The organism is Corynebacterium uterequi, from assembly GCF_001021065.1.
Classification (GTDB): Bacteria; Actinomycetota; Actinomycetes; order Mycobacteriales; family Mycobacteriaceae; genus Corynebacterium; species Corynebacterium uterequi.
In genome coordinates, this window is the sequence record NZ_CP011546.1 from 101,672 (window position 1) to 124,078 (window position 22,407).

Genomic DNA, 22,407 nt, shown 5'->3' on the forward strand with positions numbered 1-22,407 from the left:
AACGCCGCCCTACTCCTGGCGTGCGCGCTCTTCGGCGTAGCGGCGCACCAGCTCCCGGACGTGGTCGCCGGCCGGCTTGCCCTCGTAGGCCTCCACCACGTCGCCGACCTTCCCGGCGGCGGCGATCTCCCCGTGGTCGATCCACAGGCCCGTCGTGCACAGCTGGGCGAGGAACTCGTTGGAATGGGAGGCAAACACGAGGATGCCGGAGCGTTCCACCATGTCCTGCAGGCGTCGGCGTGCCTTGGCCATGAACGCCGCGTCGACGGCGCCGATACCCTCGTCGAGCAGCAGGATCTCCGGCTCGATAGAGGTCACCACCCCGAGGGCCAGGCGCACGCGCATACCGGTGGAGTACGTGCGCAGCGGCATCGCCAGGTAGTCGCCCAGCTCGGAGAACTCCGCGATGTCGTCGATCTTGCGCCGCATCTGCTTGCGGGACTGGCCGAGGAACAGCCCGCGGATAATGATGTTCTCGTAGCCCGAAATCTCCGGGTCCATGCCCACCCCGAGGTCAAAGACCGGGGCGACGCGGCCCCGCACGTCCGCCACCCCACGGGTGGGTTCGTAGATGCCCGACAGCAGGCGCAGCAGGGTGGACTTACCGGCGCCATTGTGCCCGACCAGACCCACCCGGTCGCCTTCGCGCAGGTGCAGGTTGATGTTGCGCAGCGCCTCCACAACGACGGTGTTCGACGCGTTCTTGCCGATCGCCCCACCAGCGGTGGTGAGCACCGTGTTCTTCAGCGAGCGGGACTTGGCGTCGAAGACGGGGAAGTCCACGCAGGCGTTGTACGTGTCGATGGAGACCATGCGGTGCGGGCCCTTCCTAGGTGCGGCGGACAGTGGTGAGAAGTCTATACCCAGTAACTGACGCGGTAGCGCCACTGGCGCATCACGAGCGCGGCGAGAAGCAGCCCCACCCCGCTGCAGCAGCCGACGACGATCCAGTGAATCGCCTCCGACTCGTGCCCAATCATCGGGGCGCGAACGATGTCGAGATAGTGGTACAGGGGATTGATCTGGGCCAGCTTCGCGCGCTCGGCGACCTGGCCGCCCTGCTCCTCCAGAGTGTAGGTGGTCCACACGATGGGCGTGATGTAGAACAGCAGCTGAATGAGGGATTCCAGCAGCGGGGCGACGTCGCGGAAACGGGTAGCGATGATGCCGAACAGCATCGCCACCCACACCCCGTTGACGATGAACAGAGCCAGCGCCGGGATGGCCAGAAGCAGGTCGACGCCCAGGTCCACCCGCAGCAGCAGCACCAGAAGCACCCAGATGACAAGGTTGTGGGCGAGGAACAGCGTGTGGCGCCACACCAGCCGATAGACGTGGACGCTCAAAGCGCTGGGCAGCTGCTTGATGAGCCCCTCGTTCTCCACGAACACCTTCGCGCCGTCCTGGATACAGCCGGCGATAAAGCCCCACAGGATCAGACCCACCGTGACGTGCGGGAGGAATTCGCGCAGGGAGAGCTGGAAGAGCATGGAGTAGAGCAGCCCCAGCGCCAGCGCCATGACACCGGTGGCGACGGTGATCCACAACGGCCCCAGCGTCGACCGCCGGTAGCGCTGCTTGATGTCCTGCCAGCCGAGCTGCAACCACAACTCGTGGGAGCGCGCGCCCCGGCCCAGATCCGCGAAGGCGGCGCGAAACGTCTGCGAGTTCGACGACGGCACCTCCGAGGCCACTGCGGTCAGGCGCGCCAGGGTGTCATCGAGGGAAGGGTTCTGGTCTTGGTGCACGCTACATCACCCTATCGGGTCGCGGTGGTCGTCGACGATACTCGGGGCGTCGGGCTCGGCTCCGGGCGGGTCGGGTGGAGAGTGAAGAACCAGGCCTGCTCTGAGCCTTCGCAGTCCCCGACGCGCCAGGGCGACTCCGTGCGGAGACGCTGCGACGCCAGCGTGGCGGCCGCCTCGCAGCCGTCGCGGGTCGTGTACGTGCCGATGCGCAGGTCTCCGCCGTCCCCCGGGTGCGCTTGGACAGTGGCCGGCTGCGCCCAGCTGGTGATCGTCGCGGTTTCGGTAGCCGTGACGCTGACCGTGGTCGTGACCTGCTGCGTGACGGTGGCCGTCGCGGGCGCCGACGGCGCCGATGGGATGGTGCAGCCGGTGAGGAGAACCGCGGGGACGACGATCATGGCGGCCAGGGCATGAGGCCGAAGGCGTCGAGGCACGATATGCTCTCCTAACTTGGGGCTCGAACTGAAGAGAACCTACTGGGGTATCCTAAAGAGCAACGTGACCCAGGGCTAGCATTATAGGAGGATGTGCACCGGTGAGCAGGTATGACGTTTTCAGCGTCCGCGGTCTTTACCCGTCATTGAGCGATGGGTGGACGTACCTGAACGCGCACTCCGTTCCACAGATCCCGGAGCGGGTCGCCTCAGGTGTCGCGTTGGCGTTCCGCCGCTCGACGACGATCGTGGAACCCATCGGGCAACGGCCGACGACGAAGGGCGACGGCGTCATCCGGGACGCCAAGGCCGCCGTCGCGGACCTCGTCGGGGTGGACCCCGACTGCGTCGTCCTCGGTCCCTCCCTGCCCGTGCTGCACCTCTACCTGGCGCAGTCCATGCGGCGGATGTGGCGGCATAATTCTTCGGTGGTTCTCAGCCGCATCGACGCGCCGGAGCTGGTCACCCCCTTCGCCTCAGCCACGTCCGACGTGCGCTGGGCCCGCCCCGACCTCGGCACCGGTGAGCTGCCCGAATGGCAGTTCAGCGACCTGGTCGACGGCTCCACCCGCCTCGTGTCCGCCGGCGTGGCTCACCCGGAGCTCGGCACGGTGGTCGACGTCGCCAACGTCGTCGAACGCGTGCGGGAGCGCTCCCGGGCGTGGGTGCTCGTCGACGCCTCCCACCTCGCCCCCTACTACTTCATCGACATCGAAAAGTGGGGCGCGGACATCGTGGGGCTGGACCTTGCGGCCATGGGCGGCCCGCAGATCGCGGCCTTGGCGTTCCGGGACTCCATGATGTTCCGCCGCCTGGAATCCGTCACCCCGCTCGATACGGTCACCGCCGGCACGGCCGACGTTCTCCATTCGACCGTGTCGGCCGGGCTGGCCGGTGGCGTGGTCCCGCTCGTGGACCACTACGCGTCCTTCGTTGACACCCCCGGCACCCGCCGTGAGCGGCTCGAAGTGTCCATGGGGGAGATGTCCGCCTACCTGCGCTCCCTGGGCCAATACCTGTACACGCTGCTGGAGACGCTGCCCACCGTGCACGTCCTCGGCATGACCGGCGAAGCCGCCGCCGGCGCGAACCGGCACCGGCTGCCGCGGCTGTCCTTCGCCATGCCGCGCGTGCCCGCCGAGACTATTCAGCGCCGGCTCGTCGATAACCAGATCATCACCACGCTGACCACCCGCTCCGAGCTGCTCATCGACATGGGCATCGACGAGGTCGACGGCGCGGTCACCGTCGGCCTCGGGCCCTTCAACCGGGCCACCGACCTGGAACACCTCGTGCGGGTGGTGGCCTCCCTGGCCTAGCGCCGGGCTACACGGTGAGCACGATCTTGCCCGTCACCTCGCCGGAATCGAGCAGGTCGTGGGCGCGAGCCGCCTCCGCCATGGGCACGGTGGCGTGCACCAGGGGCCGGACCCGGCCGTCGGCGAGCATGGGCCACACGTTCGCCACCGTCTCCGCGACGATGCGCGCCTTCTCCGCCCGCGGCCGGGAGCGCAGCGTTGTGGCGTGAATCGACTGCCGCCGCGGCATCATCCGCGCCAGGTTCACCGTCGCCTTCGGCCCGGACTGCACGGCGATGACCACCAGCCGGCCACCGACTCGCAGGCAGCGCATATTGTCGTCGAGGTAATCGGCCCCGACCACGTCCAGGATGAGGTCGCAGCTGTCGCGGAGCCGGTCGAGGAAATTCTCCGAGTGGTAGTTGATGAGGATGTCGGCCCCCAAGTCGCGGCAGGTCGCGAGCTTCTCGTCGCTGCCGGCGGTGACCGCCACCGTCGCCCCCAGCGCCTTGGCCACCTGAATAGCCATGGTCCCGATACCGCCCGCGCCGCCGTGGATGAGAACCGTCTCGCCGGCAGTGAGCCCACCCACCATGACTAGGTTGGACCACACCGTCACCGCCGCCTCCACCACGGCGGCCGTCGCCACCGCGTCGAAGCCCTCCGGAACGTCGGTGAGTTGGCCCTCGGGCACCGCCACGTATTCCGCGTAGCCCCCGCCGGCGAGCAGTGCTCCCACCGGCTGGCCGGCGCGCGGACCGTCGACGATGGTGCCGGCGATCTCCAAGCCGAGGGTCTCCGGTTCCCCCTTCGGCGCCGGGTAGCGGCCCTGGGCCTGGACGAGGTCGGCGCGGTTGACACCGGCTGCCGCCACCTTCACCAGGACCTCGCCCTCACCGGGCACGGGGGTCGGGGCGTCTCGCCACTGCAGGGAGCGGGGGTCATCGGGGTTGGTCTGCACGATAGCCTTCATGCCGACCTAACCTAGTTGAGCAGTGAGAACTTCTCCAGGTCCTTCGTAGCGCCGGCGATGGTGATGACGTCGGAGGCCTCGATCGACCCGGCGATGTCCACCGGCTGCCAGATCCCGCGGCGACGCACCGACACCACCTGAACGTGGTGCTGCTGCCACAGCTCCAGCGGATCCGCGATAGCGACGGCGATGTCCGGCGCGGGCATGGCCACGACCGAGTAATCGCGGGCGATCTCCGCAAACTCGTGGATCCGCTCGTTGAGCAGGTGCGCCACCCGTCGACCAGTGTCGTACTCTGGGCGGACGACGTGGTGCACGCCGATGCGCTGCAGGATCCGCTCGTGCTGCCGGTTATCGGCCCGAGCCCAGATGGACGTCACCTCCCGCTCGGCGAGGATGCTGGCGGTGAGGATGGAATCCTCCAGGTGCTGGCCGATCGCCACCACCACCGTCGGCAGCTCGAACACGCCCAACTCCTCGAGGACCGCCTCCGACGTGGAATCCCCGCACGCCACCTCCCGGACGGAGGAGGCGTGGGCCTGCACTACCTTCGGGTCGGAATCGACGCCCAGCACCTCCACTCCCGAGGAGGACAGCTCGTGGGCGAGGGCGGAACCGAAGCGGCCCAACCCAAGCACAGCGACCGGGGTCGATTTGTTTCTCTTAGCCAATGTACGGCCTCTCTTCAGGATAGGAGAAGTGACGATCGGATCGACGCAGCGCCAGCGCGGCGACGAGCGTGAACGGACCCAACCGGCCGACGAGCATCACCACACACAGCATGAGCAGTGAGGGGACGCTGAGGTCGGCGGTGATTCCCGCCGACAAGCCCACCGTGCCGAACGCGGAAATGACCTCGAACGTGACGGCGTCGGCATTCATCGACGGCTCCAACAGGCGAAGCACGATGATGCTCACCACCAGCAGCACCAGGCCCGAGGTGAGCACGGCCAGCGCCTGGCGGACCGCCGCGGCGGGGACGATACGCCGGCCGACGCACGTGTCCCGCCGACCGGCGAATTCCGCCGACACAGCCGCGAGCACCACCGCCAGGGTGGTCACTTTCAAACCGCCCGCGGTACCGGCCGAACCGCCGCCGAAGAACATGAGCACATCGGTGAGCAGCAGGGTAGCCGGGGACGCCTCCCCGTAGTCGATCGCGTTGAACCCTGCCGTGCGCGGGGTGACGGCGGCGAAGAAGGAGTTGAGCGCAAATGCGCCGGGGCCAAGGTCGGCGAAGGTCCAGTGGAACTCAGAGATCGCGAAACCGACCGTGCCCACCGCCAGCAGCAGCAGGGTCATTTGCACCGTGATACTGGTGGTCATCGACCACGGTCGGGATCCCCGGCGCAGAACCTTGCGGGTGATGTCGGCCAGCACCGGATACCCCAGGCCGCCGATGATGACCGATGCCGCAATGGGCAGCAGGATCCAGCCGTCGGAGTGATAGGAGATCAGGTTGTTCGGCGACAGCGAGAACCCGGCGTTGTTGAACGCGGAAATCGCGTGGAATAGGCCCTGCCACACCGCCTCGCCGGCGGACATGTCGTAGGCGACGGCGAAGCGCACCGCCATGACAACGGCCGCCGTTGCCTCGCAGGTCAAGGTGAGGATCACCGCCGCCAAGACGGTGGTGCGGAACCGGCCCGGGGCGAGCATCCGCCCCTCGGCCTCAGCCACCCGGCGCTGCGAGATCTGCAGCCGCCGGGACAGGGCAATGCCCAACAAGGTGGCCAGGGTCATCACACCTAAGCCGCTGGTCTGAATCAGGGTGATGATGACGGCCTCGCCGAAGGTGGAAAAGTGCGAGCCGGTGTCCACGATGGCCAAACCGGTCAGGGACACCGCGGACACGGCGGTGAACAGGGCCGTCACGACGTCGGTGGGGTGGCCGTCGGCGGACGCCAACGGGCAGGCCAACAACGCGGTACCGCCGGCGACAAGCCCGACGATGCCGGTCGCCGCCATCCGCGACGGGGTCAAGGTCCGGGCATCCGCCCGGTGAGCCCAGGAGACGCGGCGCTGAGCTGACGCCCCGGGACGATGCTGGGAAAGCATGGAGACATACTAGCGCCGAGATTTCATCTGTCCATCCTGCCGTGCGCTACAGTAGATGCGAGCTGCGCGCAGCGAGGAGACGTGGCAGAGCGGCCGAATGCACCGGTCTTGAAAACCGGCGAGGGTCACACCTCCGCGGGTTCAAATCCCGCCGTCTCCGCAAAACCGAAAACGCCTGGTCACTGTTGACCAGGCGCTTTCTTTGTTTTCATGGTGTTTTACCTGTTCAGAGCCTATGTCCAGGGTGGACATAGGCGGACGTGTAGGGGCGTAAAGCGAGTCCCGTAAGCGAAAGTTAAGGGAAATCTAACTCTCATCGATGCTCTTACTTCGAGGACGGAAAGCCGGCTATGCGGCGGGACGAAGATCACAGTCGAAAGCGGGTGGGAACTTCGGCTCAGTCTCTGAGGTAGCGCCCGTAGCCGCCGCGGAGGCTGAGCGCATCAATGCCTCGGGAACGCAACGCCGCAGCCGCCTGCACCGAGCGGACCCCGCTAGCGCAGTAAACGACGACCCTCGAATCGGCTGGTGTCCAGCCAGCCAGGACGTCGGCCAGCGGGACGAGCAACGCCCCCGGGATTATGCCCAGCGCGGTCTCCTCCGGCTCCCTAACATCGAGCAGCAGCGATCCGTCTAGGTGATCAATCTCGGGCACGTCGACGGGAGTCTGTCGCGGTGGGTCCTGCCGCAACACGTGCTCAGTGACTGCCGAAGAGGCCACGAGAGGCACATATTCCCACGTCCCGGAAAGGGAATCGAAATACCCCAGCCGGCCGACGAGCGGCGTGCCCACCCCGGACACGATCTTCAGCGCCTCCATCGCCATCGCCGAGCCGACGACCCCCACCACCGGGCCGAGCACCCCGGCCTGCGCGCAGCTGGGGACGGTGCCGGGCGCCGGCGGGGTAGGAAAGAGGTCCTCGTAGATGGGCCCGCGTCCGGCCCAGAACACCGACAACTGCGCCTCGAAGCCAAGGATCGAGGCCCAGACGTGGGGGATGCGCAGACGGGCACACGCGTGGGAGACCACATGGCGGGTATCGAAGTTATCGCTGCCGTCGAGGACGACGTCGCAGCCGTCGAGCAGTTCACGGGAATTGTCCCAGGTCACACGCTCATTGACGACGTCCACCCGAACCTCGGGGTTGAGTTCCCGCATGGTCGCGGCGGCGGAGTCCGCCTTGGACGTTCCCACCCGTGCCGTGGTGTGAATGACTTGGCGGTGCAGGTTGGACAGCTCGACGGCGTCGTCGTCGATGACCCGGATCCGGCCGACCCCGGCCGCCGCGAGGTAGAGCAGGGCCGGTGACCCGAGCCCGCCCGCGCCCACCACCGCCACGTGGGCGGCGGCCAGTGCCTCCTGACCCGCGTGGCCGAAACCGGGCAAGGTCACCTGCCGCACATACCGATTACTCATTCCAATCCCACCCACGTCGACGGCCCATCAAGCAGTTTCTGTTCCTTCCAGATCGGCACCTCCGCCTTGACCTGGTCGGCCAGGGCGGACGCGGCCGCGAAGGCGTCGCCGCGGTGCGCGGACGCAGCAAGCACCACAAACGCGACATCCCCAATCGCCAGCGCTCCCACGCGGTGCGCCGTCCACAGCCGAGTACGCGGATGGCGGCGGCAAACCTCGTCCGCCACCCGTGCGATCTCCACCGCGGCGCTCGGGTGGGCGCTGTACGTCAGCGACTCCACCCGTCGTCCCCCGTCGTGGTCGCGGACCACGCCCTCGAAAGCGACCAGGGCACCCATCGCCTCCGACAGGGTCGCCGCGCGGGCGTCGGCGAGCAGCGGTTCCAGCGGGGCATCGGTCAGGGTGGTCGCCACGACGATGCCCGTCTGCTCGGCGACGTAGCTCGGGTCCTCGTTAGTGCTCATAGGTTCCTTCCAACAGGTCGACGATGGGTACCAGCAGCTCGTCGAGGACCGCGCAGCCGTCCTTCACACCCCCGCGCGAGCCAGGCAGCGTCATGGCGAACGTGTGGCCGGCGACGCCCGCCACCGCCCGGGAGAGCACCGCCGTGGGCACGTGTGCTCGACCAACTTCCCAGAAGGCGTGCACCACCCCGGGAAGGTGGCGCTGAAGGTGCGCGTCGACAGCCTCCACCGTCCGGTCGTCCTCGGTGATCCCCGTACCACCGGAGGTGAGAATGACGCTCGGGCGCGGGTCGCGGGCGAAGGCCTCGTCCACCGCCGCGGCGATGTCCGCATCGGCGACGACGATCGGCTCCGGCGTCGCGAAGCCCTTGCGGCGCAGAAACTCCACCGCCAGCGGGCCGGAGGTGTCCTCGTACACCCCGTGGGCGGCGCGGGTCGACGCGACGATAACCACGCCGGTGCGCCCCGGGCGTGTCCGGTCGGATGCGTGATCGTGAACCATGGTGAATCCTCCTGTGCTCACAGCGGGTAGACGGTGACGACGTCGCCGGGAACCAGCGATGCTGCCGCCGGGATACGGATAAGGCACGTGGCTTCCGCCGATCGAGCCAGCAGGTGCGACGACGCCCCTCGCACCGGCGTGGCGACAACGGTGGCGTCCTCGACATGCAACCGCCCTCGCAGCAACTGCTCCCGGTGGTCCGGCAACCCCGTCACGGCTGTCGACAACCGTGCGGTGATCGGTTCGTCGACGGTACCGACCAGCGGGGCGACGTACAGCCGGAAACTCACCAGCGTGGACAGGGGATTGCCCGGCAGGCACACTACCGGCACGCCGTCGAAGCGCGCCAAGCCTTGAGGCCCGCCCGGTTGCTGGTCGACGTGCCCAAACCACCCCGTGGGCGACAACACTTGCCGGACCACCTCGAACGCCCCGGCCGAAATGCCGCCCGAGGTGACGATGAACGACGGCCGATGGGCGGCCACCGCCGCGCGCACGTCCGCGGCGAGTCGGGTGGGGTCGTCGTCGGTGCGCACGAACCCGGCGACGACGATGCCGTAGCGGGCCGCCAGCGCGGCCAGCATCGGGGCGTTGGAGTCCGGTATGGATGCGCTGCCGGATCCGCCTACCTCGGCGCCACCGGTGACGATGAGCATCGATGCGCGGGCGACGACTTTGACCGTGGCCACGCCCTGGGCCACGAGCACTGCCACCGCTGCCGGGGTGAGCGCACCACCGGCGTGGAGCAGCAGCTCTCCGCTTTGGATATCCGATCCGCGCCGCCGCACGAACTGACCGGTCTGGGTCGCCGGGACCGACACCACGGCACCCTCGGTGACAAAGTCTCCTGGCCGGCATTCTTCCACCGGCACCACAGCCGCCGTGCCTGCCGGCAGTTTCGCCCCTGTCATCACCGGGACGACGTCGCCCTCAATCCCCTCCGGGTACTGCGTCGACGGGTCCGTGCCCGCCGGAATCACCGGCCCCACCCGAAACCGGCCCGGGGTGGCGGCGCATTGCTGCGACGACAGGGCGTAGCCGTCCATCTGGGAATTATCGAAAGCAGGAAGGTCCGACGCGGCGTAGACGTCGTCGGCCAGCACCCGGCCCGCCGCCTCGGTGGTCTTCACTGCCTCCACTCCGAGGGGAAGTAGGAGCCGGCGAGTGGATTCGAGGTGCTCTTCGATCGTCGGCACAGCCCATCCTTTTCCTGTGAGGATCCGTCAACGTCCCTCATGATAGCGTCGAGCGCATATCCGAAAAGGAGGGAGTACACCGACGTGGAGATCCACTACTTCGCCGCTGCCCGCGCTGCCGCCGGCATCCCCGTCGAGCACATCGACACCGCTGCTGGCGCCACCGTCGGCGAGATTCTCGCCGCCCGCGCTGCCGCCCACGACGGCCGCACCCAGGCCGGAATGAGCTTCGGCGACGTGCTCGCCCGCTGCACCTTTCTGCTCGACGGCGCCCGCGTGGAGAGCGATGCCACCGTCGACGGCGCCCACCGCCTCGACGTCCTCCCGCCCTTCGCCGGCGGCTAGGGCTGCCGCGGCGCCGTCAGGGTGCCCGTCGCCGAGCGTGCCACCCCGAGGATCACCGCGCCGACGACCGCCCACCCGAAGCCGTCAATGACCAACCCCAGGCCCACCTGCTGCGCCAACCAACTCGTCGCCACCAGGATGAGACCGTTGATGACCAGCGAAAACAAACCCAGAGTCAGGCAGGTCAGCGGTAAGCCCACCGTGTGTAGAAACGGCCCGACCACGGCGTTGACCAGGCAAAACACCGCAGCAACGCCGAGGAACGTCCACTCGTCGCCCACCAGCGTGATCCCCGGCAGCAGCCACACCACCGCGTACAGCGCAACCGCCACGACGACGACGTCGAGCGCAACACTTACCAATCCTCGCATCGCTTACAGCCCCGCCTCCCGCCACGCGTCGAGCAGCCGCTTCGCTTCCGCCCGCGTGGTCACCGTGATCCGCACTCCCTCCGGGAAGGCGCGGACCAGCACCCCCTGCTGCGCCAACGCGTGAGCGACCGCCGCGGAGTCAACCCCCGGCAACCACACGAAGTTCGCCTGGCTGCGCAGCGCACCCACGGCGTCGGCGACCTCATCGCGCACCGCCACCGTCTCCTCCACCCGGGCCAGGAGCTCCTCGCGGGCCGCCAGAGACGCCAACGCCCCGGCCTGGGCCACGCTGGACACCCCGAAGGGGATGGCCACCTTGTCCAACGCCGCAATGACCTTTTCCGGGCCGAAGGCGTAGCCCACCCGCACCCCGGCCAGCCCATAGGCCTTGGAAAAGGTACGCAGTCCCACCACGTTGGGCCGGTCCATGTAGTCCGTAGCGACCGGGCTGTCCGCGGCCCGGTTGAATTCCACATAAGCTTCGTCCACGGCGACGAGCACATTCTCCGGAACCTGGTCGAGGAAGGCCTCGAACTGAGCCACCGTAATGGTCTGCCCGGAGGGGTTATTGGGGTTGCACACAAAGATCAGTGACGTGCGCTCGGTTATCGCGTCGAGCATCCCCTGAAGATCATGCCCGCCGTCGGCGAGCAGCGGGATCGGGCGGGCCGTCGCGCCGACCACCTGGACGAAAATCGGATACGCCTCGAAGCTGCGCCAGGGGAAGATGACCTCGCTGTCCGGCGTCGAGGTGATCTGTACCAACTGCTGGCACAGGGCAGAGGAGCCGACGCCCACCGCCACCCGAGACGCCGGGAGGCGCAGCTGGGCCGCCAACGCCTCCTTCAATGCTGTTGCCCCCATATCCGGGTAGCGGTTCGCCCCCGCCGCCGCCTCGGCCATCGCGGCCGCCGCCGATGGCAGCGGGGGCGTGGCGACCTCGTTCGACGACAACTTGAGCGCATCCGCGCGCCGCGCGCCGGGAACGTAGGAAGGAAGTGAGTCCAAGTCGTGGCGAATCATGGGGCCATCCTAGCCTGCCGGCCATTTTGGTCCGGGCGAATGAGCGCACTACGATGGGAGCACGGTGCATCCTCGCACCGGATGGAGATGTGCCAGAGTGGCCGATTGGGGCTCCCTGCTAAGGAGTTGACCTTTCACGAGGTCCGCAGGTTCAAATCCTGTCATCTCCGCAAAACCGAAAACGCCTGGTCGTCACTGGCCAGGCGTTTTTCTTTGTTTTCGTGGCGTTTTGGCTGGTCATGGCACTTATCCAAGGTGGACGTAGACGGACGTGCGAGGGCGCAGAGTGTGTCCCGTAAGACAGAGTTAAGCGAAAATGTCCGGCCAGGGCCGGGGCGGGGATTTGGCACTAGCTTCGGGGCGGGTCTAAGCTTCTTGCTCAGCGCGCCCGTAGCTCAACGGATAGAGCATCTGACTACGGATCAGAAGGTTGGGGGTTCGAATCCCTCCGGGCGCACCATTCGATCACCCCCACCTTAAGGTGGGGGTTTCGTCGTATCCTGGGGGTATTTGCGCTGGTCGCGCTGAAAAATCTCACGGGGAGGAGAGGTGGGGGTGGCCTCGACAGCGGAAAAATGTAATCCACGCAATACGATGTGCCAAAGGAGACCCATTCGTACACGCACGAGAAAGCGCGGCAATCATGAGTACCCCAGTGTCCGCTACCAACTTCATCACCGAGGAATACGAAGAGGACAACCTCGACCGCGCCACATGGCATAGGCAAGCGGTTGGCCTCGTCGGTGGCACCATCGTTGCCGCCCTCGCTTACTTCTTCTTCCCCGATAACGCCGCGGACCTCGTTACCCAATCTGCGGGTGCCGACCCCGAAGTTACCTACTCGCAGCACGCCCTGCGCGTCACCGCCGCCGCGACCCTACTCATGGCCGCCTGGTGGATGACCGAGGCCATCCCCCTAGCCGCCACCGCCCTCGTGCCCCTGGCCATCTTCCCGATCATGCAGGTCGCCTCCTTCGGCGAGGTCAGCGCCCCGTACGCATCTTCGACGATCTTCCTCTTCCTGGGCGGCTTCCTCCTGGCTCTGGGCTTACAGAAGTGGAACATCCACCGACGAATGGCACTCGCCGTCGTGCTCTTAGTCGGCACCAGCCCCAAGCGGCTCATCCTTGGCTTCATGCTCGCCACCGGCTTCCTCTCCATGTGGGTGTCCAACACCGCGACCGCCGTCGTCATGCTGCCGATCGGCACCTCCGTGCTCACCCTGACCGCCGAATCCGTCGGAGGATGGCGCAAGCAGAAGAACTTCGCCACCGCGCTCATGCTCGCCATCGCCTACTCGGCGTCGACCGGCTCCCTGGGCACGATCATCGGCACCCCGCCGAACACCCTGCTCGTCGCCTACCTCAAGGAAGCCCACGATCTCCAGGTTGGTTTCGGCCAGTGGATGCTGCTCGGCGTGCCCATCGCCCTGACGCTCACCCTCGCCGCCTGGGGCATCCTCATCACCGTGTTCAAACCCGAGATGAAGGACATCCCCGGCGGCCGGGCCCTCATCCGCGAGGAGATCGCCAAGCTCGGCGCCTGGACCCCGGCCCAGATCATCGTCACCGCAATCTTCGCCCTTGCCGCCCTCGCCTGGGTATTCGTTCCGCTGGCCATCGATTATTTCGGGCTTGAGTTTGAGTACCACGACGCCGTCGTTGGCATCGTCGCCGGCCTGCTCATGTTCGCTATCCCCGCCAATCCCTCCAGCGGTATCCGCATCCTCGACTGGGAAACCGCCAACGAGCTGCCCTGGGACGTTCTGCTGCTCTTCGGCGGTGGCCTGTCCCTGTCCGCGATGTTCTCCACCTCCGGGCTGTCGCTGTGGGTCGGCGAGATCTCCAAGGGCCTCGGTGGCCTGCCGGTGCTCATGCTGATCTTCGTGGTCACTATCCTCATCCTCGTTCTCACCGAGTTCACCTCGAACACGGCCACCGCCGCCACCTTCCTGCCCATCATGGGCGGCGTCGCCACCGGCATCGGCCTTACCGCCGGCGGAAACGAACAGAACGTGCTCCTGCTGACCATCCCCGTCGCCCTCGCCGCCACCTGTGCCTTCATGATGCCCGTCGCCACCCCGCCGAACGCCATCGCCTACGGCTCCGGCTACGTCAAGATCGGTGACATGATTAAGGGCGGCGCCTTCCTCAACATCGTCGCCATCTTCCTCATCACCGCCGCCGTCTACCTCGTCGCGATCCCGGTATTCGGTATCGTCCTCTAGCCTGGAGGCATGAAGCAGCACGCCGAACCGGTCTGGATTGACCTCGCCACCGACGACCCCGACGCCACCGCCGCCTTCTACGGTGGCGTCTTCGCTTGGACCATCGAGGAGCGTGACGGTTACCACCTCGCCTCCGTCGACGGCCTCCCGGTCGCCAGCATCCTCGATACCCGCGAAGACGGCACCGGCGAACCCCTGGCCGACACGGCGTGGGCCGTGGCCCTCAAGGTTGACAACATCGACGCCACGGCCCGACGCGTCACCGACGCCGGCGGCTCGGTGGAGTTCGAACCCATGGACATCCCCGGGTTGGGGCGGATGCTGCACTGCGTGGACACCTCCGGCGCCTACGTCGTTTTCTGGGAGGACACCGGCTTCTCTGGACTGCCGGAGGAGCCCATCGCGGGAGCACCGGCCTGGTTCGAGCTCCTCGCACGGGACTACCCGGCCGCCCGTGCGTTTTACGAGGCGGTGCTCGGGGTCACACTCGACGAGGAGACACCGGGTTACGCCCGCACCTCGGGTTTCGGGATTCGCAACGCCGGCCACCTACCTATCGACGAAGGTAGCGACTGGCGCTTCTATCTCGCCGTCGAGGACTGTGCTGCGGCCTGCGAACAAATCGTGGCGGCCGGCGGTCAGGTGCTCGACGGGCCGACGCTCTCCCCGCTGGGCAGCGTCGCCAGCATCGCGGATAACCGCGGCGCACTCCTGGGATTGCTGCAGCGCGAGTGAGTTCTTAAACCCCCTCTGAGCTAGGGTTTTGCTTACTTTGGTGGAGCCGGTGTAGAGTACCTTTTCGTTGCCAACGCGTACACGATGTTGGGACTGCGCCCGTAGCTCAACGGATAGAGCATCTGACTACGGATCAGAAGGTTGGGGGTTCGAATCCCTCCGGGCGCACAGTAGGAAGTGGCTCTACCTGTGAAGGTGGGGCCACTTTTGGTATGTCCGCGCCCGGTAGTGGCTTACTGCCGGCTGACCGACTCTGCCGCCGGAGCGGAGGCGTCCGCCGCCGTGTCGACCGTGGTTCCCACCGCAAAAAGAACCAGGGCGATGAGTGCGACGAGCGGCCATCTCCGCTGCCGTGGCCGGGGAGGGGTGGCTTCTCCCACCAGCCTGAGGTCTTCCTCCGTCAGGAACTGGTGGAACTTCACCGATTCCGCGAAGGTCGCCCTGGCTTTCCGGTCCTGGTGCTCGCACCACAGCCACCACAGCCCCGGAAGTAGCATCGCCGCTACCTCCAGACCCAGGCCGACCCACGAGCTCGGGTATGGCGGCTGAAAGCTCCCGATGAGGGCTAGCGTTGCGAACGTGATCGAGATCCATACGAGCAGTTTCTTCCACAGTGGGGCGGAGCCCTTGACCCACGCCTCATCATAGGTGTTGGTGCTTGTCATGCAGCTGATTCTATCGGCTGGCGTCTACACCACAGTGACCACCATTCGAACATCAGTTTCCCACACTCCTAGGGGAGGAAATATGGCAACTAGTGGCAATCTCCTACCCGATACCCCCGCCTTTTGGTTAGGCTGATTGGTAATCTTAAATAACGTTGCCGGTGTCTCAGAAAAGGACGCCGCCGGTTGCCTGACCCCTCCCGCAGAAAGGACACCGCTGTATGTGGACCATCACTGGATTCGCTGATGAAATTGCCAATGACCTCGATGAACAGATCTCCCTGCTCAACCAGTTGGGTATCAAGTTCGTAGAGTTCCGCAGCGCCTGGGGCACCAAGGTTTTGGATCTCAGCGACGAGCAGCTCCGCGAAGCCAAGGCCAAGCTCGACGCAGCCGGCATCAAGCTTTCCTCCGTCGGCAGTGACCTCGGCAAGATCTCGATCACCGACCCGTTCGAGGACCACCTTGAGCGCGCCCGCCACGGCGTCGAGGTCGCCAAGTTCTTCGGTGCTCCCTATATCCGGATGTTCTCCTTCTTCATCCCCGAAGGCGAGGATGCCGACAACTACCGCGACGAGGTCCTCTCGCGCACCCGCGCCATGGTCGAGCTCGCCGAAGCCGGCGGGATCACCCTCCTGCACGAAAATGAGAAAGACATCTACGGAGATATCCCGCGCCGCGTTGTCGACCTCATTACCAGCATCGATTCCCCGAACTACCGCGCCATCTTTGACCCGGCCAACTACGTCCAGTGCGGATACCAGCCCGCCGACGAGGCCTACCCGGAAGTCAAGGACTTCATCGACTACATTCACGTCAAGGACGCAACCACCCCCACCGAGGAGGAGCCGCTGGGCATCATCACCCCGGCGGGCGAAGGCGATGGCCAGTTTGTCGACCTCTTTACCAAGTTCAAGGCCGACGGCTACGAGGGCTTCGTCTCCCTGGAGCCGCACCTGGGTGACTTCGACGAGTTCGGCGGCCTGTGCGGCCCCGACCTGTGGACCAAGGCTTACAACGGCCTCGTGACGGTCCTCAACAAGGCGGGTGTGGAGTACAAGTAATGACCACCGCAGCACTCATCGGGTGTGGCGACGTCTCCACCGTTCACTTCGAGGCGCTCCGGGAGATCGACGACATCGAACTCATCGGTGTCTACGACCGCGACCCCGACGCCGCCATCCGCGCCGCCCGCACCTACGGCGGCAGGGTCTACAACTCCTCCGACGCGGTGTTAGCCGCCCAGCCAGACGTCCTCCACATCACCACCCCTCACGACCAGCACACCCACCTGGTCCTGAAGGCCATCGAAGCAGGGGTTCACGTTCTGCAGGAAAAACCCCTCGCCCATTCCATCGCCGAGGGCCAGAAAATCGTCGACGCCGCCGCCGACGCCAGCGTCAAGGTAGGCGTTTGCTTCCAGAACCGGTACAACGTTTCCTCCCAGCAGCTACGACGCCTGCTCGACGACGGCAGCCTCGGAAACATCTACGGCTCCTACTCCTCCGTGGTCTGGACCCGCAACGACGGCTATTACAGCGACAAGCCCTGGCGGGGGCAGAAGGAACGCTCCGGTGGCGGCCTCCTCATGAACCAAGCCATCCATACCCTGGACCTCGTCCAATGGTTCCTGGGCGAAGTGGTGGACGTCAGCGGCAAGGTCTCCACGGATAAGTACGGCGAGATCATCGACGTGGAAGACACCGCCCACGCCTACCTCACCCACGACACCGGCCTTCACACCTCGTTCTACGGCACTCTCACCGCCCCCCGGCATCGCCCCGTTGAGCTCGAGCTTGACTGCGAGAATGCCTACGTCATCCTCCGGGACGGCCTTGAAGTCCAATGGAACGACGGCACCGTAGACCGGTACGAGGAACGGCGCGCCCCCAGCGGCGGGCGGTCCTACTGGGGAGTCAGCCACGAGTTACTCATCAGGGACTTCTACAGCAAACTCGACGATGACGAACCCTTCTGGATCTCGCCAGAAGAAGCCCTCAAGTCCTTGAGCATCGCCCAGGCAATCTACGCATCATCCAACAGCAACTAGAACCCTAAGGAGTTCACACAGTGTCTAAGAAAATCCGGCTAGGAATCATCGGCCTCGGCGCTGAGGGCGGCATGTACGCCACCTTCCTCAACGAGGGGCGCATCGAGAACATGGAAATCGGCGCGATTTGCGACATCCTGCCCGAGAAGAAGGCCGATGCCGACAAGTACGGTGTGCCGTTCTACGAGGACTACAAGGAGATGGTGACCTCGGGCGACGTCGACGCCGTCGTTACCACCGTCCCCCACTACCTCCACCCGGAGATGGGCATCTTCGCCCTCGAGCACGGCATCCACGCCCTGGTCGAGAAGCCGGTCGGCGTCTACACCAAGCAGGCCCGTGAACTCATCGACTTCGCCGCCACCAAGCCGGAACTGAAGTTCGGTGTGTTCTTCAACCAGCGCACCAACCCCCTGTACAAGGACCTCAAGGAACTGCTGGCCTCCGGAGAGCTCGGCCAGCTGCGCCACACCTCCTGGATCATCACCACCTGGTGGCGTCCCCAGGGCTACTACAACCAGTCCGATTGGCGCGCCACCTGGGGCGGCGAGGGCGGCGGCGTCCTCGTTAACCAGGCACCGCACCAGCTCGACCTGTGGCAGTGGATCTGCGGCGCCCCGAAGTCCGTCTTCGCCAAGGCCCAGTACGGCTTCCGCCGTGACATCGCTGTCGAAGACGAGGTCAACGCCCTCGTCGAGTTCGACAACGGCGCTACCGGCACGTTCATCACCTGCACCCACGACATGGTGGGCACCGACCGACTTGAGATCCTGTGCGACAAGGGCAAGGTTGTGGTCGACAACTCCAACACCGTCACCGTGACCCGCCTCAAGGAGAACGAGGAAGTGCTCTCTCGCGGCATGGACATGGAGGCCGTCCGCAAGCTCTTTACCGGCCAGATGGACATGAACGAATACATGACCGTCGAAACCAAGACCTACGAATCGGTCTGGGGTGGCCAGCACTGCGAGGTTATGCGTAACTTCGCGGCGGCCATCAACGGTGAAGAGGAACTGCTCGCCCCGGGCGGCGACGGCATCTTCGGCGTCCGTCTTGCCAACGGCATCCACCTGTCCTCCTGGACCGGCAAGGACGTTGACCTCGAGAACTTCGACGAGGAGACCTACCTCGCTGAACTCAACAAGCGCATTCGCGAAGAAGGTAAGTGGGAGGAGCGTAACTAATGGCTGACATTGGCGTCCAAATGATGATGCTCAAGGACCAGGTGGCCGAACTTGGCATGTACCCGGTGCTTGAGAAGCTCAAGGAGCTCAACATCGCGTCCGTGGAGGTGTCTCAGATCCCCATGGATGAGGAAAACACCGCAGCCCTGGAGCGAGGCATCAAGGAGTTGGGTATCGCCGTCGGCGCGCTGTCGGTGGCCCTCAAGCCTGGCCCCACCGCCACCGGTGACAACCTCGAAGAGCACTACGACAAGATCGTGGCAGACTGTCAGCGCCTGGGCGTGAAGTTCCTGCGCATCGGCATGATGCCCTTCGACGCCATGGTGTCTCGTGAAGCCACCGAGGCATGGGCGGCAGAGGTCGCCCCGTGGGCGGACAAGCTCGCCGCCGATGGCATCATCCTGTGCTACCACAATCACCACGTGGACCTGCATAAGTTTGCCAATGGTGAGCGCATCTTCGACGTGGTTCGCCGCGTTGCCCCGAACCTGCACTTCGAGGTAGACCTCCACTGGGTGCAGCGCGGCGGCATGGCCCCGCTGGACATGCTCGAACAGTACTCGGGCGTGTGCAAGCTCATCCACGTTAAGGACTACCGCGTGACGTCGCTGCCCCAGGAGGCCATCGACCTCATGGTCTCCGGCAAGGTCATGGAGGGCTACGACAAGTTCGTGAACATCATCGAGTTCGCGGAGGTTGGCCAGGGCAATATGAATTGGCCGGATCTGCTCCCGGCCGCCCAGGAGGCAGGTGCGGAGTTCTTCTTCATCGAGCAGGACATGACCTATGGGCGTGATCCCTTCGATTGCATCAAGGACTCCCGCGAGTACTTGACGTCGATCGGCTGGTAGCTACTAGGCTTGACCGGCACGACTGCCAGGCCCCTACCTGAGGGGCCTGGCTTTTTCGTGGGCTTTTTAACGTTCGTGCCGTGCTGTTAGGTCATCGCGGTGCCGCTGAGCGGCTGCTCCTGAGCTGTATCTCGTCATGGGGTGGCGGTTGGGCTCGGGGGTTCGGTTGTGGGGAGAGTCAAACACCAGGTCGGCACCGCGTCGCTCGATGCGGCCGTTTCGTGGTGGAGCGTTGGGGTCGTCGTCGTTCTGCCCGTTGTGTTTGGCGCACAACATGGCGCAGTTGGCGGCGTTAGTATCGCCACCCTGGGCCCAGGCGGTGACATGGTGAGGGTGACATTCGGTGGCGGGCCGGTGGCATCCGGGTACGGCGCAGACCATGGTTTCGGTTTGAGCCATCCGTCGTTGTTTGAGGTTGAAGAACCTATCCGATCGGTAGAGGTTGACCGGTCCGCGTTCAGGGGCATAGAGCATGCTGAGGTGGTAGTCACTGACGCAGCTGTTGACGACTTCGGCACCAGTCATGGTGGTGCCGTCGGTGAGGCCGAAGATGGTGTCGTCGCCTTCGTGATTAAGTAGGTGTGCCCAGTCCGGCAAGGAGATGACGACGAGAGGCACGGCTTTCGCGGGGACGGCCCCACCACCGTGGTGAACGGCGTTGACGAGGGCGTCGGCCAGGGCCTGCTCGCTAGTAAGGGTTGGGTCAGCCTGCTGGAGTTTCTCGGCGTCTGCCCGGAGTACGGCGAGGAGGTCGGCCATGTCTCGTTCGGGCAGGGTGAAGGTGGCGGTGCGCATGCCGGCGGCGTCGGTGGTTTGGCCGCCGCGAAGGGCGCGTCGCTTGCGGGCCTTGTTTTCGGCGTCTTTGGCTTTCCGGTTTCTTTCCCTGACGACGGCGTTGGCTTGGGCGATGATGTCGTCGGTGGTGCCGCGAAGGAGGCACAGTTCTTCGAGGACGTCGAAGCGGGAGCCGTCGTGGAGTTTGCGGGCGGCTTTGTCAATGCCGATAAGGGCGCCGACGGCGAGTTTCCCGTCGGCTGCGGCGTCCCGCGCCCTGCTTTGTTTGGCGCGGTGCTTGGTTCGTCCCCAGAAGGTCTCGGCGGCCTGAGAAAGGAGAAATACCTGGCTGCGGGTAAAGCCTAGGTCGGTGAGGGACGCGCGGGACAATGGTCGCAGCACCTCCAGCAGGCCCATGCCGTGAGTCTGCAAGGTGGCGATCATGTCCAGGAGGTTCATGCCTCGGACTCTAGGGGCCGTCTGCGTTGCGATGGCGGTCGCTGCGAAAAATATCCCGTTTTCTGTGGATAGTGCGGTGTTGTCCACAGGACGGAGAAGACCCCGCTACCGTCGGCGCGGTGGCGGGGTATGATCTGCGCGGTTACCGTTCAGCTAGGCTTGCGTGGCTTCCGCGGCGCGGCGCTCGTTGAGGATGGCGGTGTTCGCCAGCACAACCTTGCGCTTGAGCGGGTAGAGGAAGAAGAGCGCCGCTGCGACGAGGAAAGCACCGATACCCGGGACGAGGTTGACGAGGGCATAGATGGCGTCCAGGGTTTCCTTCGACTGCTGTCCACCGGAGGCGGCGAGAGCAGAGTCGTAACCAACCCAGCCGAGGGAGGCTCCGATGAGGAAGCCAGCGCCGGCCTGGCCGAGCTTGCGGGCCCAAGAGTAGACGGCGTAGATGGTAGCGTCGTCTCGCTGTCCGGTCTTGACTTCCTGGAAGTCGATGATGTCGGTGATGAACGCCCAGATGAGGAAGTTGAAGATGTTGATGCCGAACATTGCGAAGCCGTAGGCGATCATCCACTGAATGGAGTTCAGCTTGAGGAAGTAGGCGGCGACGAGGATAGCGCCGGTGATGATCATCGTGACGATGCCGACCTCGGTCTTACCGAACTTCTTGCCAAGCCAGGGGGCGATAACGATGAGGCTCAGCGACGGCAGGAGAGCGAGGAGGTTCGCCGGGGACTGAAGGCGGCCGTTGTTGTAGTAGGCGAGGAAGAGGTAGCTGAGCATGCCACCGAGGAACATCATCGACAGCAGCAGGAGCAGGGCGGCAACGATGAGGCCAAGCAGGGCCTTGTTGGAAACGACGGAGCCGAGCATCTTGCCGATGCCGACGGGTTCTGCGGCCTTGGTTGCTTCGACGCGTTCCTGAACGTTGATGTAGAGCATCGAGTAGCACAGGACGGCAAGCACGGAGCAGACGATGGCCGAGATGGTCATGGCCTTGCCATTGAGGACGTTGACCCCGGCGGCGTTGGTCGTGTAGACGAACAGCGGCAGCGTGGAGGTGATGACGAGGTTCGCCATGGTGGCGCCGGTGGAACGCCAGGCGGAGAGCTGGGCGCGCTGGTCCGGGTCGGCAGTCATGACGGAGGCCATCGAGCCGTAAGGGATGTTGATAGCCGTGTAGCAGAGGGAGCCCCACAGGAAGTAGGTGGCGCACATCCAGGCGAGCTTGGCACCGTAGGAGTTGAAGTCCGCCACGAAGCTCATGTACATCAGCGCCGAGGCGACGGCGACGGGAATGGCGATCCACTTGATCCAGCGGCGGAACTTGTCGCCGTGCCCCTTGACCGGCAGGCGGTCGATGATGATGCCCATGCCGACGTCGGTGAAGCCGTCCACGATGCGGGCGACCAGGAGCAGGGTACCGACGTGGGCGGGGTTGATGCCGACCACGTTGGTGTAGAACAGCATGAAGAAGGTGGACTGAAGAATGAAGGTGAAGTCGTTACCGAAGTCACCGAACATGTAGCCGATGCGATCGCGCATGCCGAAGGGGCGCGTCACTCGTCCCCCGGCGCTGGTAGAAGCGGTCATGGTACTCCTCATAGAAGGGTTAGCCGCGGTGGGGTGCTACGCCCCT

23 protein-coding genes and 4 tRNA genes are annotated in these 22,407 nt (G+C 65.5%); 12 read left to right on the forward strand and 15 right to left on the reverse strand.

The window, feature by feature from the left end; genetic code table 11:
- Positions 1-9: 9 nt before the first annotated feature.
- Genes wzt through CUTER_RS00470 form a run of 3 tightly spaced genes read right to left on the reverse strand, consistent with a single transcriptional unit; the run spans position 10 to position 2,182 of the window.
- The gene (wzt, locus tag CUTER_RS00460) at positions 10-813 is read right to left on the reverse strand and encodes a galactan export ABC transporter ATP-binding subunit Wzt/RfbE (RefSeq protein WP_047258773.1); all 804 of its coding nucleotides are present in this window, start codon (positions 811-813) and stop codon (positions 10-12) included.
- A gap of 44 nt (positions 814-857) precedes the next feature.
- Positions 858-1,748: a galactan export ABC transporter permease subunit Wzm/RfbD gene (gene wzm, locus CUTER_RS00465; RefSeq protein ID WP_047258774.1), complete on the reverse strand. Its 891-nt coding sequence runs from the start codon at positions 1,746-1,748 to the stop codon at positions 858-860.
- 11 nt (positions 1,749-1,759) lie between these two features.
- Entirely contained in the window at positions 1,760-2,182 is a 423-nt protein-coding gene (locus CUTER_RS00470) for a hypothetical protein (protein ID WP_047258775.1), read from the reverse strand.
- Positions 2,183-2,283: 101 nt separating this feature from the next.
- On the opposite strand from CUTER_RS00470, the gene CUTER_RS00475 reads away from it, so the two are divergent.
- Positions 2,284-3,501 (forward strand): aminotransferase class V-fold PLP-dependent enzyme, encoded by a 1,218-nt coding sequence (locus CUTER_RS00475; protein ID WP_047258776.1) that lies wholly within the window; start codon positions 2,284-2,286, stop codon positions 3,499-3,501.
- A 7-nt stretch (positions 3,502-3,508) separates the two neighbouring features.
- Here the strand turns inward: CUTER_RS00475 and CUTER_RS00480 are convergent, their stop codons facing one another.
- From CUTER_RS00480 to CUTER_RS00490, 3 genes are read right to left on the reverse strand one after another with little or no spacing between them, the layout of a single operon-like run.
- Positions 3,509-4,453: an NAD(P)H-quinone oxidoreductase gene (locus CUTER_RS00480; RefSeq protein WP_047258777.1), complete on the reverse strand. Its 945-nt coding sequence runs from the start codon at positions 4,451-4,453 to the stop codon at positions 3,509-3,511.
- A gap of 11 nt (positions 4,454-4,464) precedes the next feature.
- Complete coding sequence (locus tag CUTER_RS00485; RefSeq protein WP_236684732.1) at positions 4,465-5,124, reverse strand: potassium channel family protein; 660 nt, start codon at positions 5,122-5,124, stop codon at positions 4,465-4,467.
- Complete coding sequence (locus tag CUTER_RS00490) at positions 5,117-6,511, reverse strand: TrkH family potassium uptake protein (protein WP_236684733.1); 1,395 nt, start codon at positions 6,509-6,511, stop codon at positions 5,117-5,119. The genes CUTER_RS00485 and CUTER_RS00490 overlap by 8 nt, the downstream gene beginning before the upstream one ends.
- Before the next feature lie 75 nt (positions 6,512-6,586).
- Between CUTER_RS00490 and CUTER_RS00495 the strand changes: the two genes are divergently transcribed.
- Positions 6,587-6,671 (forward strand) — tRNA-Ser (locus CUTER_RS00495).
- A gap of 237 nt (positions 6,672-6,908) precedes the next feature.
- On the opposite strand, the gene CUTER_RS00500 is transcribed toward CUTER_RS00495, so the two are convergent.
- Genes CUTER_RS00500 through CUTER_RS00515 form a run of 4 tightly spaced genes read right to left on the reverse strand, consistent with a single transcriptional unit; the run spans position 6,909 to position 10,090 of the window.
- Positions 6,909-7,928, reverse strand: coding sequence for a ThiF family adenylyltransferase (locus CUTER_RS00500; protein WP_047258780.1), 1,020 nt, complete (start codon positions 7,926-7,928; stop codon positions 6,909-6,911).
- Positions 7,925-8,392, reverse strand: coding sequence for a molybdenum cofactor biosynthesis protein MoaE (locus CUTER_RS00505; protein ID WP_047258781.1), 468 nt, complete (start codon positions 8,390-8,392; stop codon positions 7,925-7,927). The genes CUTER_RS00500 and CUTER_RS00505 overlap by 4 nt, the downstream gene beginning before the upstream one ends.
- Entirely contained in the window at positions 8,382-8,894 is a 513-nt protein-coding gene (locus tag CUTER_RS00510; protein ID WP_047258782.1) for a MogA/MoaB family molybdenum cofactor biosynthesis protein, read from the reverse strand. Before CUTER_RS00510 ends, CUTER_RS00505 begins: the two co-directional genes overlap by 11 nt.
- A gap of 17 nt (positions 8,895-8,911) precedes the next feature.
- Positions 8,912-10,090, reverse strand: a complete 1,179-nt coding sequence (locus CUTER_RS00515) for a molybdopterin molybdotransferase MoeA (protein WP_047258783.1) — start codon at positions 10,088-10,090, stop codon at positions 8,912-8,914.
- 84 nt (positions 10,091-10,174) lie between these two features.
- Between CUTER_RS00515 and CUTER_RS00520 the strand changes: the two genes are divergently transcribed.
- Positions 10,175-10,435: a MoaD/ThiS family protein gene (locus CUTER_RS00520; RefSeq protein ID WP_236684734.1), complete on the forward strand. Its 261-nt coding sequence runs from the start codon at positions 10,175-10,177 to the stop codon at positions 10,433-10,435.
- On the opposite strand, the gene CUTER_RS00525 is transcribed toward CUTER_RS00520, so the two are convergent.
- Both CUTER_RS00525 and CUTER_RS00530 read right to left on the reverse strand, forming a co-directional pair.
- Positions 10,432-10,806: a phage holin family protein gene (locus CUTER_RS00525; RefSeq protein WP_047258785.1), complete on the reverse strand. Its 375-nt coding sequence runs from the start codon at positions 10,804-10,806 to the stop codon at positions 10,432-10,434. The two genes, CUTER_RS00520 and CUTER_RS00525, sit on opposite strands and share 4 nt — an antisense overlap.
- A gap of 3 nt (positions 10,807-10,809) precedes the next feature.
- A complete protein-coding gene (locus CUTER_RS00530; protein ID WP_047258786.1) occupies positions 10,810-11,829 on the reverse strand; it encodes a histidinol-phosphate transaminase in 1,020 nt (339 codons plus the stop codon).
- Positions 11,830-11,912: 83 nt separating this feature from the next.
- Between CUTER_RS00530 and CUTER_RS00535 the strand changes: the two genes are divergently transcribed.
- The 5 genes from CUTER_RS00535 to CUTER_RS00555 all read left to right on the forward strand — a co-directional run bounded on the left by CUTER_RS00535 (position 11,913) and on the right by CUTER_RS00555 (position 14,959).
- A tRNA-Ser gene (locus tag CUTER_RS00535) sits at positions 11,913-11,999 on the forward strand.
- A gap of 214 nt (positions 12,000-12,213) precedes the next feature.
- Positions 12,214-12,289 (forward strand) — tRNA-Arg (locus tag CUTER_RS00540).
- A gap of 183 nt (positions 12,290-12,472) precedes the next feature.
- Complete coding sequence (locus CUTER_RS00545; protein WP_047258787.1) at positions 12,473-14,056, forward strand: SLC13 family permease; 1,584 nt, start codon at positions 12,473-12,475, stop codon at positions 14,054-14,056.
- A 9-nt stretch (positions 14,057-14,065) separates the two neighbouring features.
- Positions 14,066-14,791, forward strand: coding sequence for a VOC family protein (locus tag CUTER_RS00550; protein ID WP_047258788.1), 726 nt, complete (start codon positions 14,066-14,068; stop codon positions 14,789-14,791).
- A gap of 95 nt (positions 14,792-14,886) precedes the next feature.
- Positions 14,887-14,959 (forward strand) — tRNA-Arg (locus CUTER_RS00555).
- A gap of 65 nt (positions 14,960-15,024) precedes the next feature.
- On the opposite strand, the gene CUTER_RS00560 is transcribed toward CUTER_RS00555, so the two are convergent.
- On the reverse strand, positions 15,025-15,456 hold the full coding sequence (locus CUTER_RS00560) for a hypothetical protein (RefSeq protein ID WP_047258789.1): 432 nt from the start codon (positions 15,454-15,456) through the stop codon (positions 15,025-15,027).
- Positions 15,457-15,677: 221 nt separating this feature from the next.
- On the opposite strand from CUTER_RS00560, the gene CUTER_RS00565 reads away from it, so the two are divergent.
- Genes CUTER_RS00565 through CUTER_RS00580 form a run of 4 tightly spaced genes read left to right on the forward strand, consistent with a single transcriptional unit; the run spans position 15,678 to position 19,541 of the window.
- Complete coding sequence (locus CUTER_RS00565) at positions 15,678-16,520, forward strand: sugar phosphate isomerase/epimerase family protein (protein ID WP_047258790.1); 843 nt, start codon at positions 15,678-15,680, stop codon at positions 16,518-16,520.
- A complete protein-coding gene (locus tag CUTER_RS00570) occupies positions 16,520-17,506 on the forward strand; it encodes a Gfo/Idh/MocA family protein (protein ID WP_047258791.1) in 987 nt (328 codons plus the stop codon). The genes CUTER_RS00565 and CUTER_RS00570 overlap by 1 nt, the downstream gene beginning before the upstream one ends.
- A gap of 20 nt (positions 17,507-17,526) precedes the next feature.
- A complete protein-coding gene (locus CUTER_RS00575) occupies positions 17,527-18,690 on the forward strand; it encodes a Gfo/Idh/MocA family protein (RefSeq protein ID WP_047258792.1) in 1,164 nt (387 codons plus the stop codon).
- On the forward strand, positions 18,690-19,541 hold the full coding sequence (locus CUTER_RS00580) for a sugar phosphate isomerase/epimerase family protein (RefSeq protein ID WP_047258793.1): 852 nt from the start codon (positions 18,690-18,692) through the stop codon (positions 19,539-19,541). Before CUTER_RS00575 ends, CUTER_RS00580 begins: the two co-directional genes overlap by 1 nt.
- 66 nt (positions 19,542-19,607) lie before the next feature.
- Here CUTER_RS00580 and CUTER_RS00585 read toward each other — a convergent pair whose 3' ends face one another.
- Positions 19,608-20,774 carry an HNH endonuclease signature motif containing protein gene (locus CUTER_RS00585; RefSeq protein ID WP_047258794.1) on the reverse strand — a complete coding sequence of 389 codons (1,167 nt, stop codon included), beginning with the start codon at positions 20,772-20,774 and terminating at the stop codon, positions 19,608-19,610.
- 153 nt (positions 20,775-20,927) lie between these two features.
- On the reverse strand, positions 20,928-22,361 hold the full coding sequence (locus tag CUTER_RS00590; protein WP_236684735.1) for an MFS transporter: 1,434 nt from the start codon (positions 22,359-22,361) through the stop codon (positions 20,928-20,930).
- Between the last annotated feature and the right edge of the window lie 46 nt (positions 22,362-22,407).

Coding starts and splice junctions, on each gene's coding strand:
- wzt (WP_047258773.1), bottom strand. CDS start 813: ATGGTCTCCATCGACACGTACAACGCCTGCGTGGACTTCCCCGTCTTC.
- CUTER_RS00480 (WP_047258777.1), bottom strand. CDS start 4,453: ATGAAGGCTATCGTGCAGACCAACCCCGATGACCCCCGCTCCCTGCAG.
- CUTER_RS00490 (WP_236684733.1), bottom strand. CDS start 6,511: ATGCTTTCCCAGCATCGTCCCGGGGCGTCAGCTCAGCGCCGCGTCTCC.
- CUTER_RS00500 (WP_047258780.1), bottom strand. CDS start 7,928: ATGAGTAATCGGTATGTGCGGCAGGTGACCTTGCCCGGTTTCGGCCAC.
- CUTER_RS00505 (WP_047258781.1), bottom strand. CDS start 8,392: ATGAGCACTAACGAGGACCCGAGCTACGTCGCCGAGCAGACGGGCATC.
- CUTER_RS00510 (WP_047258782.1), bottom strand. CDS start 8,894: ATGGTTCACGATCACGCATCCGACCGGACACGCCCGGGGCGCACCGGC.
- CUTER_RS00525 (WP_047258785.1), bottom strand. CDS start 10,806: ATGCGAGGATTGGTAAGTGTTGCGCTCGACGTCGTCGTCGTGGCGGTT.
- CUTER_RS00530 (WP_047258786.1), bottom strand. CDS start 11,829: ATGATTCGCCACGACTTGGACTCACTTCCTTCCTACGTTCCCGGCGCG.
- CUTER_RS00545 (WP_047258787.1), top strand. CDS start 12,473: ATGAGTACCCCAGTGTCCGCTACCAACTTCATCACCGAGGAATACGAA.
- CUTER_RS00550 (WP_047258788.1), top strand. CDS start 14,066: ATGAAGCAGCACGCCGAACCGGTCTGGATTGACCTCGCCACCGACGAC.
- CUTER_RS00560 (WP_047258789.1), bottom strand. CDS start 15,456: ATGACAAGCACCAACACCTATGATGAGGCGTGGGTCAAGGGCTCCGCC.
- CUTER_RS00565 (WP_047258790.1), top strand. CDS start 15,678: ATGTGGACCATCACTGGATTCGCTGATGAAATTGCCAATGACCTCGAT.
- CUTER_RS00570 (WP_047258791.1), top strand. CDS start 16,520: ATGACCACCGCAGCACTCATCGGGTGTGGCGACGTCTCCACCGTTCAC.
- CUTER_RS00580 (WP_047258793.1), top strand. CDS start 18,690: ATGGCTGACATTGGCGTCCAAATGATGATGCTCAAGGACCAGGTGGCC.
- CUTER_RS00585 (WP_047258794.1), bottom strand. CDS start 20,774: ATGAACCTCCTGGACATGATCGCCACCTTGCAGACTCACGGCATGGGC.
- CUTER_RS00590 (WP_236684735.1), bottom strand. CDS start 22,361: ATGACCGCTTCTACCAGCGCCGGGGGACGAGTGACGCGCCCCTTCGGC.